Genomic DNA, 13321 nt, shown 5'->3' with positions numbered 1-13321 from the left:
GCCGACGGGCCCGCCCTTGCCCTGGTCGTGGCACCCGGCCGTACACTGGCTGAGGGTGGCTGGCACTCGTGACCATGGAGTGCCAAGTGGGTGCCGAGTGAGAGACAGGGGAAAGTCCCCGGTGGACGGCTGGACGGGAGGTGTGCGCGATGCTGAACGAACGCAGGCTTGAAGTGCTGCGCGCCATCGTCCAGGACTATGTGGGCACGGAGGAGCCGGTCGGCTCCAAGGCGCTCACCGAGCGGCATCAGCTGGGCGTCTCCCCGGCCACGGTGCGCAACGACATGGCCGCGCTGGAGGACGAGGGCTTCATCGCCCAGCCCCATACGAGCGCGGGCCGCATCCCGACCGACAAGGGCTACCGGCTCTTCGTGGACAAGCTGGCGGGCGTCAAGCCGCTGTCGACGCCGGAGCGGCGGGCCATCCAGAACTTCATGGACGGTGCCGTCGACCTCGACGACGTGGTGGGGCGCACGGTCCGGCTGCTCGCGCAGCTGACCCGGCAGGTCGCCGTGGTGCAGTACCCGTCGCTGACGCGCTCGACCGTGCGCCATGTGGAGCTGCTCTCACTGGCCCCGGCCCGTGTCATGCTCGTACTGATCACGGACACCGGGCGGGTCGAACAGCGTATGGTCGACTGCCCGTCGCCGTTCGGCGAGACGGCGCTCGCGGATCTGCGGGCGCGGCTCAACAGCCGGGTGGTCGGACGCCGGTTCGCGGATGTTCCGCAGCTGGTGCAGGACCTCCCGGAATCCTTCGAAGCGGAGGACAGAGGAACCGTTTCGACGGTCCTGGCGACTCTGCTGGAGACCCTGGTCGAGGAGACCGAGGAGCGGCTGATGATCGGCGGCACCTCCAACCTGACTCGATTCGGGCATGATTTCCCGTTGGTGATCCGGCCGGTGCTGGAGGCGCTGGAGGAGCAGGTCGTGCTCCTCAAGCTGCTCGGCGAGGCCAAGGATTCCGGCATGACTGTACGAATCGGGCATGAGAATGCTCATGAAGGGCTGACGTCCACATCGGTCGTCGCCGTCGGCTACGGTTCGGGCGACGAGGCAGTCGCCAAACTCGGCGTGGTCGGACCGACCCGCATGGACTACCCCGGAACGATGGGAGCGGTACGCGCAGTGGCACGTTACGTCGGACAGATCCTGGCGGAGTCGTAAGTGGCCACGGACTACTACGCGGTCCTCGGCGTACGGCGGGACGCCTCGCAGGACGAGATCAAGAAGGCCTTCCGGAGACTGGCGCGTGAGCTGCACCCGGATGTGAACCCGGATCCGAAGACCCAGGAGCGGTTCAAGGAGATCAACGCCGCTTACGAGGTGCTGTCGGACCCGCAGAAGAAGCAGGTCTACGACCTCGGCGGCGACCCGCTCTCGCAGTCGGCGGGCGGAGGCGGCGCCGGCGGCTTCGGCGCTGGCTTCGGCAACTTCTCCGACATCATGGACGCTTTCTTCGGGCAGTCGTCGCAGCGCGGCCCGCGGTCGCGCACCCGGCGCGGCCAGGACGCCATGATCCGGCTCGACATCGACCTGAACGAGGCCGCGTTCGGCACCACGAAGGACATCCAGGTCGACACGGCGATCGTCTGCGCGACCTGCAGCGGCGAGGGCGCGGCCCCGGGCACGTCCGCCCAGACCTGCGACATGTGCCGCGGCCGCGGCGAGGTCTCGCAGGTCACCCGGTCCTTCCTCGGCCAGGTCATGACCTCGCGGCCGTGCCCGCAGTGCCAGGGCTTCGGCACCGTGGTGCCGACCCCGTGCCCGGAGTGCGCGGGCGACGGGCGCGTACGCTCCCGCCGCACCCTCACGGTCAAGATCCCGGCGGGCGTCGACAAGGGCACCCGCATCCAGCTCGCGGGCGAGGGCGAGGTCGGCCCCGGCGGCGGCCCGGCCGGCGACCTGTACGTGGAGATCCACGAGAACCCGCACCCGGTCTTCCAGCGGCGCGGCGACGATCTGCACTGCACGGTCACCATCCCGATGACCGCGGCGTCCCTGGGCACGAAGGTGCCGCTGGAGACGCTCGACGGGATGGAGGAAGTCGACATCCGGCCCGGCACCCAGTCCGGCCAGTCGATCCCGCTGCACCAGCGCGGCGTCACGCATCTGCGGGGCGGCGGGCGCGGGGACCTCATCGTGCATGTCGAGGTGCTGACGCCCAGCAAGCTGGACCCGCAGCAGGAGGACCTGATGCGGCAGCTCGCGAAGCTGCGGGGCGAGGAGCGGCCCACGGGCGAGTTCAAGCCGGGGCAGCAGGGACTGTTCTCGCGGCTGAAGGACGCTTTCAACGGCCGGTGACGGCGGTAGGGCTGTGCGCGTCCAGCGGCCGGTGACGGCGGGTTGGGCTGTGCGGCATCCAGCGGCCGGTGAAGACCGGTCGGGCTGTGCGGATTCAGCGGCCGGTGACGGCCGGGCGGACTGTGCGGAATTCCGCTCAATGTCTGCCCAACCCTGCTCAGCGGTCCGCCCGAGCGCCCGCCCGACGGCCGTCAGGAGAACGCTCCTGGCGGCCGTTGAGGCGGAATGGTCGCGCAATGGTGGGGCATACCCGTCGATGACGAATCATCGTGGAGGGCGTGACACTATGTGGTCATGCCCTGTGCTCTGACCGATCTTTACCGATACCCGATCGTGCAGGCCCCCATGGCGGGCGGTGCTTCCACTCCCGTATTGGCCGCTGCCGTGAGCGAAGCGGGCGGTCTCGGCTTCCTCGCCGCCGGCTACAAGACGCCGGAGGCGATGTACGAGGAGATCAAGCAGATCCGCAGCCTCACCGACCGGCCCTTCGGCGTGAACCTCTTCATGCCGCAGCCCTCCGTGGCGGACCCGGCGGCGGTCGAGGTCTACCGCGAGCAGCTCGCGGGCGAGGCCGCCTGGTACGAGACGCCGCTCGGGGACACGGACTGCGTCGGCGACGACGCGTACGACGCCAAGCTGGCGATCCTCGCCGACGATCCCGTCCCCGCCGTCTCCTTCACCTTCGGCTGCCCCTCGCGCGCGGTCTTCGAGACATTCGCCAAGGTCGGTACGGCGACGGTCGTCACCGCGACCTCGGCCGCCGAGGCGCAGGCCGCCCAGTGGTCGGGGGCCGACGCCGTCTGCGTCCAGGGCATCGAGGCCGGCGGCCACCAGAGCACCCACCGGGACGACCCGCACGCCGACGGTACGGGCGCGGGCCTGGGGCTCCTCGCGCTGATCACCCAGGTCCGGGAGACCGTGCAGATACCGATCATCGCCGCGGGCGGCCTGATGCGCGGCGCCCAGATCGCCTCGGTGCTCGCCGCGGGCGCGGTCGCCGCCCAGCTCGGCACGGCCTTCCTGGTCTGTCCGGAGTCCGGCGCCCACACGCTCCACAAGCGCGCGCTGACCGACCCGGTGTTCGTACGCACCGAACTCACCCGCGCCTTCTCCGGCCGCCCCGCCCGCGCCCTCGTCAACCGCTTCATGCGCGAACACGGCCCGTACGCCCCGGCCGCTTACCCGCAGCTCCACTTCCTCACCGCGGGCCTGCGCAAGGCCGCGGCGAAGGCGGGCGACCCGCAGGGCATGAACCTGTGGGCGGGCCAGGGCCACCGCCTGGCGCGGGAGCTGCCGGCGGGCCAGCTGGTGGAGGTGCTGACGGCCGAACTTCAGTCGGCGCGGGGGGCGTTGGTGGAGGAGATGATCGGTTCGGCCGACGCGGGCGGACCGGTGGGTTCGAGCGGGCGGCATGCGTCGCAGGGGACGCACGCGGCACACGGGCAGCACGGCTCGCACAGTTCGCGTTCGCAAGGAGAGGTCGTATGACGGCGCCGGTGTTCCTGGCCGACTCGCTGGCGGGGGCGGAGGCGGGCTCCGTCGTCGCTCTCACCGGCCCCGAAGGCCGGCACGCGGTCTCGGTCCGCCGCCTGCGGGTGGGCGAGGAGGTCACCCTCACGGACGGCGAGGGCGTCGGCGCGTACGGCACGGTGGCCGCGCTGGAGGGCAAGGACCGCCTGGAGGTGTCCGTCACGGAGGTCCGTACGGAACCGGCCCCGCGGCCCCGCATCACCGTCGTCCAGGCCCTCCCCAAGGGCGACCGCGGGGAACTGGCGGTGGAGACGATGACGGAGACGGGCGTGGACGCCATCGTCCCCTGGTCGGCTTCGCGCTGCGTCACGCAGTGGAAGGGCGACCGCGGCCTCAAGGCCCTGGGCAAGTGGCGCGCCACGGCCCGCGAGGCGGGCAAGCAGTCCCGCCGCCTGCGATTCCCGCAGGTCTCCGACCTCATGACGACGCGTCAGGTGGCGGCCCTGCTGGCGGACGCCGCGTTCGCCGCGGTCCTCCACGAGGAGGGCAGCGACCCCCTGGCCACCTCCCCCCTCCCGGCGGCCGGCGACCTCGTCCTGATCGTCGGCCCCGAAGGCGGCGTGTCCCCGGACGAGTTGACCGCCTTCGCGGACACGGGCGCGAAACCGTACCGCCTGGGCCCGAGCGTGCTCCGCACCTCCACGGCGGGCACAGCGGCGACGGCGCTGCTGCTGGGACGGACGGGGCGTTGGGCCTGACGGCCCGCTCCGCGAAGAGGCCGCAACGCGGTGCGGGTGCTCAGCCCCCGCTGTGCCCGCTGCCTTTCTCCGGGTTGTCCTCGAAGCACACGACGAAGTCCTTGGCCCCGGCCGCCGTGAGCGTTCCGGTGGTCCCCTTCACATCCCAGCATGAGATCTCGGTGACGGATTCGTCGTCCCGCTTCAGCACCTTGTAGGCGGCGTGCGCGTCCCCGCAGTCGTGTTTCTTGATCTGCGGCTGCTTTTTGGTGCCCGTGTTCTCGAAGCAGTCGCCAGCCTGGATGTCCTCCGCATCGTCCTTGCCGGTGAACCCGTTCACGGCGAAGGAGGCGGCGAGCGCGGCGACGAACAGCCCGAAGATGATTCTGTTCCGGACTATCTTGCGGCGGTTCGGTTTGATCGGGTCGCCCAAGGGCGGCAGGGTGATCAAGGAAGTTCCCCCCGGAAACGATGGTGAAACGATGGTGATCGTCGGCTGTCGAAGGGTGAACGGTAGCGGATGCGAGACCGCCGGCTCAGCCCCGTATGCCTGTTTATGGCATTTGCTCGCAACGGAAATGGCGTGCTCCCTCCCCGAGCCATGTTCTTTTGCCCTGGCATTGCGTCGCGTTGGGCGAGCCGTGGTCTCCGCTTCCTAGGGTGGAACTTTGCGCGGGGGCGGGCAGCGGGGGAGGCGTGCGATGGGCGACGGGCACGACAGTGGCAAGGTCCTGGACATCAAGACGGCGGACATCAAGTCGGTGGCGCCGGTCTTCAAGCGGCAGGGCAAGGAGCTGAGTTCGGCGCTGACCGAACTGATCACCATCTTGGACGGGCTGGGGGAGCCGTGGGGCGAGGACGCGAAGAAGTTCGGGACGGACTATCTCGCCAATGTCCGGTCGATGGAGAGTTCGGCGGGCATTCTGGTGCTGGGACTCGTCAGTGTCCATGAGGCGCTGAGCGATATGGCGGACGGTCATGTCGACAATGACGAGGCGATCGCGGGCATCTTCACCAAGGAGAAGGCCGGGCCGGGCAAGGGCGGCCGGTGAGCGCCGCCGAGAAGGCCAAGGGGATTCTCGAACACCTGGGTCTGCATTGGCCGGCCGGAGATCCGGGAAAGCTGCGGGAAGCGGCCAAGGCGTGGCGGACTTTCGCCGGCCGCGTCGACGATGTGCATACGCCGGTGCACCACGCGGCGTCTTCCCTTATCCACAACAACAAGGGCGAGGCGATCGACGCCTTCGAGGTCTTCTGGTCGCGCTATGCCAAGGACGGCGGCGCGGGCTGGCTGCACGACCTCGCCAAGGCGTCTCGGGATATGGCCGACGGCCTGGACGAGCTCGCCCGTCGGATCGATGACGCCAGGCACAAGTTGTGGACGTCGATCGAGGCCAGTGCCGCGGTCATCGTGGCGGGGGCCGCGGCGACGTGGTTCACCGGCGGGCTGTCGGACATTCCCGCGGCACTGGCCGTAGAGGGAATCCTCGGGCTCGGCAGCGAACTCGAACTGGCCATCGTGACGGCCGCGGAGGAGATCGCCGCGAACGCTCTGGTGGGCGCGGCCTTCGGCGGCGTGGAGACGGTGGCGCTCGACCTGGCCGTCGCGCAGCCGGTCAAGATACTCCGAGGTGACCAGAGCGGGATCAGCCTCACGGAGATCAACGACGCCGCGAACAGCGGCATGCTCTACGGGGGCGTGTTCGGAGGCGGGGCGGCGGGTCTTTCCAGAATGCCTCCCAACGGGGAGCTGTTCCGCTTGCCGCAGCCGGTCGGCAAGGGCATTGAACTGCTGCGCCGGAATGTGATCAAGCTGGGGCAGGCGTGCCGGCGGGGCAAGGAAATGCCGTGTGTCGGGGAGCCGATCGATGTCGCGTCGGGCGACATGCTGATGATGCAGACCGACCTCGTATTGCCTGCCGACTTGCCGTTGGTCTTCGAGCGGACGCACCTGTCGTCGTATCGGGCGGGAGTGTGTTTCGGCCCGGCATGGGCCTCGACGCTGGACGAGCGTATTCAGCTCGACGCGCAGGGGGTGGTGTTCGCGGCGGCGGACGGAATGCGACTGGTGTATCCGGTGCCGCGTCCCCAGGAGCCGGTGCTGCCGGTGAAGGGCGCGCGCTGGCCGCTGGAGTGGGACGGGAGGCCGGATGGGACCGTGACCATCACCGATCCCGGTACGGGGGTCGTCCGCACCTTCGGCCATTCCCGGCCCACCTCCGAACCGGGCACGGTGGAACTGCCGTTGGAGAGCCGGCGTGACCGCAATGGCGCGCGTATGGACGTGGAGCGCACGGCCGAGGGTGTCCCGACCGGAATCCGCCACAGCGGTGGCTACTACCTGGCCGTCGATACGCAGGGGCCGCGGATCACCGCGCTGCGACTGCTGGAGGAGGCGCCGTCGCGCTATGCGGGGGAGCCGCGCGGCGATGCCGACGGTAGTCTCCGTAACGGCGGTACGGTGGTGGTGCGTTACGGCTACGACGCGGCGGGCAACCTGACCGAGGTCGTCAACTCCAGCGGCAAGCCGCTCCGTTTCACGTACGACGAGGCGGGGCGCGTCACCTCCTGGACGGACCGGAACGGAACGTCCTTCGCGTACGTCTACGACGCCCGGGGCCGGGTGGTGCGGACGGAGGGGAGCGACGGAGTCCTCTCGGGCACGCTCGCGTACGACGATGACGCGCACACGACGGTGTACACCGATTCGCTGGGCCGGCGTACCGCCCACCGGTACAACGCGGACGGTCAAGTGACATCGGAGACCGACCCGCTGGGCCATGTCACCCGCACCGAGTGGAACGACCGGGGCGACTTGCGCACCGCCGTGACGGACCCGTTGGGCCGTACGACGCGCTACGCGTACGACGCGCTCGGGAACCTGACCGAAGTGATCCTGCCGGACGGCTCGGCGGGACGCGCCACGTACAACGGGCTCGGCCGGCCGGTGGAGGTCGTCGAGCCGGGCGGCGCGGTGTGGCGGCATGCGTACGACGAGCGCGGAAACCTCACGGCCACAGTCGACCCCATGGGCGCGGAGACGCGCTACGCGTACGACGACGCCGGCCACTTGATCGCGGTCACGGACCCGCTCGGGCACACCCGCCGTGTGACCGTCGACGCGGCAGGGCTCCCCGCGGCCGTCACCGATGCGCTGGGCCACACGACCACGGTCCGCCGGGACGCCTGCGGCCGTGTCGTCGAGACGACCGACCCCCTGGGGCACACGACGCGGATGGGGTGGACGACGGAAGGCAAGCCGCGCTGGCGGGAGCTGCCGGACGGGGCGCGGGAGACCTGGGAGTGGGACGGGGAGGGCAACCTCCTCACGTATACGGATGCTGCGGGGAACGTCACGCGTCAGACGTCCACGCATTTCGACGTCCCGGCGACGCGTACGGACCCGGACGGCGCGGTGTACGCCTTCGCGTACGACACGGAGCTGCGGCTGACGGGGGTGACGAACCCGCAGGGGCTGACCTGGAGCTATGAGTACGACCCGGCGGGCCGCCTGGCGTCGGAGACGGACTTCGACGGCCGGACGCTGACGTACGAGCATGACGCGGCGGGTGACGTGGTCGCGCGCACGAACGGGGCGGGGGAGAGGCTGCGCTTCGAGCGGGATGCGCTGCGGAGGGTGGTGGAGCAGCGCGGCGACGGGGGTGCGACGGTTGTGTATGAGCACGACGCCGCGGGTCGCTTGGTCAGGGCGGCGAACGCGGACACGGAACTGGTCATGGAACGGGATGCGCTGGGGCGTGTGCTGAGGGAGAGCGTCAACGGCCGGGCGACGACGTATGAATACGACGCGTTGGGCCACCGCCTGCTTCGGGTCACCCCGTCGGGAATGGCGTCGGAGTGGGCGTACGACGCGGAGGGCAACCCAACCGAACTGCGCTCGGACGCGGGTGCGTTGGCCTTCACGCGCGACGCGGCGGGGAGGGAGACGGAACGGTCCCTGGCGGGCGGCTCGATCCTGCGGCAGACCTGGGACAAGAGTGACCGCCTGACCACACAGACAATCTGCGGTACGCAAGCGAACGATCTTCTGCAACACCGCGCCTACGCCTACCGCCCGGACGGCTATCTCACTGAAATTCGCGAACTCACCTCTGGCACACGCCGCTTCGACCTCGACGCAGTCGGCCGGATAACGGGTGTAAGCGCTCATGGTTGGACGGAGTGCTACGCTTACGACGGTGTCGGCAACCTGACGCGAGGCGAGGCCCCGGCGCACGGGTCCTCAGGTGAGCGGGAATTCAGTGGGGCCTTGATTCGGCGGGCGGGCCGCACGCGGTACGAATACGACGCCCAGGGACGCCGGACCCGCAAGACCCGCAAACTCCTCAACGGCCAGACGAGAACGTGGACGTACGCGTGGAGCGCGGAGGACCGCTTGACGGAGTTGGTGACGCCGGGAGGCGAGCGCTGGCGCTATGCGTACGATCCGCTGGGACGTCGAATAGCGAAGCAGCGCCTATCGGATACGGGGGCCGTGGCGGAAGGAACGCATTTCACATGGGATGAGAGCCGCCTGGCCGAACAGATATCGCCCGATGGCCGAGCCGTCACGTGGGACTACGCCCCGCATACTCACTGCCCCCTGACGCAAACGGATCGCCGTCCCTTGAACCGTACGGCGGGCGAGTCTCTGATAACCAAGTACGCGGAACTCTCCGACCCGGGTGAGGCCACTCAGTTCCACGCGATCATCACCGACCTGGTCGGTACCCCCATGGAGTTGGTCACGCCTGCGGGCGAGGTGGCCTGGCAGCATCGCACGGCACTTTGGGGTGCCGACTCACCGGCCCCGACGGACACCAGTACCGCCACCTGCCCTCTCCGATTCCCGGGTCAGTACGCGGATGCGGAAGCGGACCTCCACTACAACTATTTTCGTTACTACGACCCGGAAATCGCGAGCTACGTCAGCCCGGATCCGCTGGGCCTTGATCCTGCACCGAACCATTATCGCTACGTGGATAATCCGCTGACGCTCTCGGACGTGCTCGGGCTGGGCTGCGGCACTCTGGATCTTTCCGGCGCGACGCCGCACCAAGGGCGCTTCCCGAAGACGTCCCAGCCGAATGAGACCTTGGTTCGGCGTAAGCAGGACGGAAGCGTAACCGCCTATGCCGTCTATGATTCCGATGGGGCGATGGCCAAGCGAGTGGACATAGACCCAGATTCTGCCGTGCACAACGGAATTGCGCCGCCTCATGTGGTGCCGATGGAAAAGCACGTAAATCCGAAGACCGGCAAGATATACTACAATTGGGGCGAGACGAGGCCGGCTCGACCGGACGAAATTCCCACCGGCCACTGATAGGGGAACCCGTGGATCCGAAAACACATCCCGAGATCAAATCCTGGACCGACGGATATACGGGTGAGCTCGACTCGGTCGATTTCCTTATGGGGAATTGCACGGTCGGGATGTGGCTGGCTTTCGCTCATTTGATGAACCCGGAGTTCGTGGAGGTGCGGGGCTGCGTCCTCTGGGAACGTGTGTATGAGCCGAGGAATTTCGAAGAGTGGTATGCGCGGCTGGATGGCGATGTGCGCAGGGTGGAAGATCTGCTCAACCGGTTCGTGGTGGGATACGCCGTCGACTGTGGTGAGTCCGGCGAGGATGAGGAAGCGCTCAAGGATATCGCGCAGGTCCTCGCCTTTTCTTGGGAGTCCGCCCTTGCGCGGCATTTCCCGTCGCGGAGCTTTCAGGTCCAGGTGCTGGCGACGGATGATGGGCCGACCGTTGTCTTCAGTCAGGCGGTGTCGGACGGCCGGTCCTGACGGTCGGTGACAGGGGTGGAGCGGTGCGGAGGGCGCCTGCTCAGGAGTGGCCGATGAAGCCCTAGTACCGCAGTCGCCGTGGTGGGAGTCTGTCCTCTATGGGGGCATTCAGGTGGTTACGGGGTCGCAGGGTGTTGTGGGGGACCGGGGTGGTGGCGGTGGTCGGCGTTGGGGTGGGGGCGTTGGTGGGGTGTGAGCCGAGTGCGGGTGGGCTCAGCACCATCGCTGTCTCCGTTACCACCGATCAGCTCGCCACCCGCGCGCTGGAGCGCAACCACGTCTCCGTGCAGTGGCTCGGCTGTTCCGGGGAGGTCGAGGAGACGGGGAAGAAGGGCGAAGGGTCCCCGCCGCCTGTGACCGCCGTCGGGGTCGACTGCCAGGGGCAGACCCGGGACGGGAAGAAGATCATCGTCTACGGGCGGGTCACCGGCGTCAGCGGTGACGCCTGCGTCCGCGGCAACCTCACCGCCAAAGTCGACGGCCGGACCGTCTTCACCTCCACCGTGCTCGGCTCCTGTGCCGGGGACGCTTCCTCCGCTCCTGCCGGCAGCGGTGGCGGCGGGGGGCCCGAGACCAGTCGGCCGAGTCAGTCCAGTTGGGCCCCGCAGCCCTGGCCCTCGGACAGTTGCTCCACCACCCTCCCCGGTAAGTGACACCCGTCCCGCCTCACCGGTCATCGGGCTGTCGGTCCCGGCCGGTAGCATCCGGTTCGTACGCGCGGGCCGCGCGCGGCAAACGATGCGGGAGGAGCCCACCGGTGGCGGGAGAAGCGCAGGCCGACTGCCTGTTCTGCAAGATCGTGGCGAAGGAGGTGCCGGCGACCGTCGTGCGGGAGAGCGAGACGACCGTGGCGTTCCGGGACATCAACCCGCAGGCGCCCACGCACGTCCTGGTGATCCCCAAGGCGCACTACCCCGACGCCGCCTCGCTCGCCGCCGCCGAACCGGCCGTCGCCGCCGATGTGCTGCGCGAGGCCGGGGAGATCGCGCGGGAGGAGAAGGTCGACGGGACCGGGTACCGGATCGTCTTCAACACCGGCGCCGGCGCGGGGCAGACCGTCTTCCACGCGCACGCCCACGTGCTCGGCGGGCGCGGCCTCAACTGGCCCCCCGGATAGCCGGGAGCAGGTCCGTTGTCCGTACGTGAACTCGTCGTTCTCGGCACCGCCAGCCAGGTGCCGACCCGGCACCGCAATCACAACGGCTATCTGCTGCGCTGGGACGGCGAGGGCATCCTCTTCGATCCGGGCGAGGGCACGCAGCGGCAGATGCTGCGCGCGGGCGTAGCGGCGCACGACCTCAACCGGCTGTGCGTCACGCACTTCCACGGCGACCACTCCCTCGGCCTCGCCGGGGTCATCCAGCGGATCAACCTCGACCGCGTGCCGCACCCCGTCGTCGCCCACTACCCCCGCAGCGGCCAGCGCTTCTTCGACCGGCTGCGGTACGCGACCGCCTACCGCGAGACCGTGCAGCTCGTCCAGGAGCCCGTATCGGGCAGCGGCGGCACGCTCGCCGAGTCCTCCTCGTACGAGCTGGTCGCGCGCAAGCTCTCGCACCCCGTCGAGTCCTACGGCTACCGCCTCGTCGAGCCCGACGGGCGGCGGATGCTGCCCGAGCGGCTCGCGGCTCGCGGCATCGCCGGGCCGGACGTGGGGCGGCTGCACCGGGAGGGGAGCCTGAACGGCGTCGCGCTCGACGAGGTGAGCGAGGTGCGGCGCGGGCAGCGGTTCGCCTTCGTGATGGACACGCGGCTGTGCGAGGGCGTGTACGAGCTCGCCGAGGGCTGCGACATGCTGGTGATCGAGTCGACCTTCCTCGACGAGGACGAGGGGCTCGCCGTCGAGCACGGGCACCTGACGGCGGCCCAGGCCGCGCGCGTCGCGGCCGGGGCGGGCGTACGGCATCTGGTGCTGACGCACTTCTCGCAGCGGTACGCGGACCCGTCGGAGTTCGAGCGCCAGGCCCGGGCGGCGGGGTTCGGCGGGGAGCTCACCGTCGCCCGGGACCTGATGCGGGTTCCGCTGCCCAAGCGGGGTCAGGGCAGGTAGTACATCGGGTTCGGGAGCTTGACGGACTTCTGCGCGTAGCCGCCGGACAGGTCGCTGTACTGGTCGCCGAAGTTGGCGACGATGGTGTAGCCCTGGGACTCGATGTGCTTGCGCGTGCCCGCCTTGTACTCGACGGTCGTGCACGTCGAGCCGCACGGCAGGTACGCGGGCGGCGTCTTCTTGTTCTGAAGGTAGAGGTGCGCGGTGTCCGCGGCCGCCCGGTAGCCGGCGTTCTTGAGGTTGCGGGCGCTCCACTCGCGCTGGTGCTCGTCGCGGCCGGTCACGAAGAACACCGTGATGCCCTTGGCCTGCGCCCGGTTGACCAGCTCCGGCATGCCGAAGACGGCCGCCATGTCCTTGTTCTTGAGGTACTCGTCCTGCGACTCGGGCGTGAAGTGGAAGCCCTGCTCCAGCTCGTAGTTGTACGAGAGGAGCGTGGTGTCGTCGAGGTCGAGCACGATCGCGGGTTTGCTGTGCTTCCCGTGGTTCCCGTGCTTGCTGTTGTCGTGCGCCGCCTGCTTCGCCGCGCGGTCCAGGTGGCGCTCGGCCTTCTTCTCGATGCTCGCCAGTTGCTTGGCGTAGCTGCTGTACGGGGAGGCGTAGTGCTCGCCGGAGGGCGTCACCGTGTCGCCGTAGTACGCCTTGATCTTGTCGGTGACCTGCGTGAGGTTCGGGATCTCCTTGTCCGAGCGGGGCACGGAGTGGTCGGCGGAGGCCGAGCCCGCCGCGAAGAGGCCGCCGCCGGCGGCGAGGGCGACGGCCACGGCCGCGACGCGGACGCGCGTAGATGAGCGAGTGAAGGCGTTGAGGGCCACGCGGAGTCTCCAGAAGGCGCTGAGGATGCACACGAGGGTGCGTACAGGTGCAGCGTGAAACTAAGGGGTGGATAAGAGCCCGTCAAGGGTTGTCTACGCGCGGAGAGCCCGGATGGGGTACGAGGGCGGGGCACCGCCCGTACGGGCGGTGCG

General features: G+C 69.3%; 12 protein-coding genes. 10 read left to right on the top strand and 2 right to left on the bottom strand.

Annotated features, from left to right (window positions below):
- The first annotated feature begins 149 nt into the window (after positions 1-149).
- The 4 genes from hrcA (at position 150) to AB0I22_RS17865 (ending at position 4531) form a co-directional block, all read left to right on the top strand.
- Positions 150-1166 (top strand): heat-inducible transcriptional repressor HrcA, encoded by a 1017-nt coding sequence (gene hrcA / locus AB0I22_RS17880; protein ID WP_363131745.1) that lies wholly within the window; start codon positions 150-152, stop codon positions 1164-1166.
- Positions 1167-2303 (top strand): molecular chaperone DnaJ, encoded by a 1137-nt coding sequence (gene dnaJ, locus AB0I22_RS17875; protein WP_363131744.1) that lies wholly within the window; start codon positions 1167-1169, stop codon positions 2301-2303.
- A gap of 294 nt (positions 2304-2597) precedes the next feature.
- Entirely contained in the window at positions 2598-3791 is a 1194-nt protein-coding gene (locus AB0I22_RS17870) for a nitronate monooxygenase (RefSeq protein ID WP_363131743.1), read from the top strand.
- Positions 3788-4531, top strand: a complete 744-nt coding sequence (locus AB0I22_RS17865; protein ID WP_363131742.1) for a 16S rRNA (uracil(1498)-N(3))-methyltransferase — start codon at positions 3788-3790, stop codon at positions 4529-4531. The genes AB0I22_RS17870 and AB0I22_RS17865 overlap by 4 nt, the downstream gene beginning before the upstream one ends.
- Before the next feature lie 40 nt (positions 4532-4571).
- Here the strand turns inward: AB0I22_RS17865 and AB0I22_RS17860 are convergent, their stop codons facing one another.
- On the bottom strand, positions 4572-4943 hold the full coding sequence (locus AB0I22_RS17860; RefSeq protein WP_363131741.1) for a hypothetical protein: 372 nt from the start codon (positions 4941-4943) through the stop codon (positions 4572-4574).
- Between the two features lie 268 nt (positions 4944-5211).
- Between AB0I22_RS17860 and AB0I22_RS17855 the strand changes: the two genes are divergently transcribed.
- The 6 genes from AB0I22_RS17855 (at position 5212) to AB0I22_RS17830 (ending at position 12353) form a co-directional block, all read left to right on the top strand.
- Positions 5212-5562, top strand: coding sequence for a hypothetical protein (locus AB0I22_RS17855; protein ID WP_363131740.1), 351 nt, complete (start codon positions 5212-5214; stop codon positions 5560-5562).
- Positions 5559-9836 carry a DUF6531 domain-containing protein gene (locus AB0I22_RS17850; protein WP_363131739.1) on the top strand — a complete coding sequence of 1426 codons (4278 nt, stop codon included), beginning with the start codon at positions 5559-5561 and terminating at the stop codon, positions 9834-9836. Before AB0I22_RS17855 ends, AB0I22_RS17850 begins: the two co-directional genes overlap by 4 nt.
- An 11-nt stretch (positions 9837-9847) precedes the next feature.
- Entirely contained in the window at positions 9848-10303 is a 456-nt protein-coding gene (locus AB0I22_RS17845) for a hypothetical protein (protein WP_363131738.1), read from the top strand.
- A 158-nt stretch (positions 10304-10461) separates the two neighbouring features.
- Positions 10462-10956 carry a hypothetical protein gene (locus tag AB0I22_RS17840; protein WP_363131737.1) on the top strand — a complete coding sequence of 165 codons (495 nt, stop codon included), beginning with the start codon at positions 10462-10464 and terminating at the stop codon, positions 10954-10956.
- Positions 10957-11060: 104 nt separating this feature from the next.
- Positions 11061-11420 (top strand): histidine triad nucleotide-binding protein, encoded by a 360-nt coding sequence (locus AB0I22_RS17835; RefSeq protein ID WP_363131736.1) that lies wholly within the window; start codon positions 11061-11063, stop codon positions 11418-11420.
- A 15-nt stretch (positions 11421-11435) separates the two neighbouring features.
- A complete protein-coding gene (locus AB0I22_RS17830; protein ID WP_363131735.1) occupies positions 11436-12353 on the top strand; it encodes a ribonuclease Z in 918 nt (305 codons plus the stop codon).
- Here the strand turns inward: AB0I22_RS17830 and AB0I22_RS17825 are convergent.
- Complete coding sequence (locus AB0I22_RS17825) at positions 12341-13168, bottom strand: HAD family acid phosphatase (RefSeq protein WP_363131734.1); 828 nt, start codon at positions 13166-13168, stop codon at positions 12341-12343. The two genes, AB0I22_RS17830 and AB0I22_RS17825, sit on opposite strands and share 13 nt — an antisense overlap.
- Positions 13169-13321: the final 153 nt, after the last annotated feature.

The sequence above is a fragment of the Streptomyces sp. NPDC050610 genome (genome assembly GCF_040654875.1).
Taxonomy (GTDB): domain Bacteria; phylum Actinomycetota; class Actinomycetes; order Streptomycetales; family Streptomycetaceae; genus Streptomyces.
Note: the sequence above shows the minus strand (reverse complement) of the source record. Positions and strands in the feature narration are given on the sequence as shown.

Excerpts from the sequence above, each read along its gene's own strand:
- hrcA (WP_363131745.1), top strand. The coding sequence starts at position 150 with ATGCTGAACGAACGCAGGCTTGAAGTGCTGCGCGCCATCGTCCAGGAC.
- AB0I22_RS17870 (WP_363131743.1), top strand. The coding sequence starts at position 2,598 with ATGCCCTGTGCTCTGACCGATCTTTACCGATACCCGATCGTGCAGGCC.
- AB0I22_RS17865 (WP_363131742.1), top strand. The coding sequence starts at position 3,788 with ATGACGGCGCCGGTGTTCCTGGCCGACTCGCTGGCGGGGGCGGAGGCG.
- AB0I22_RS17855 (WP_363131740.1), top strand. The coding sequence starts at position 5,212 with ATGGGCGACGGGCACGACAGTGGCAAGGTCCTGGACATCAAGACGGCG.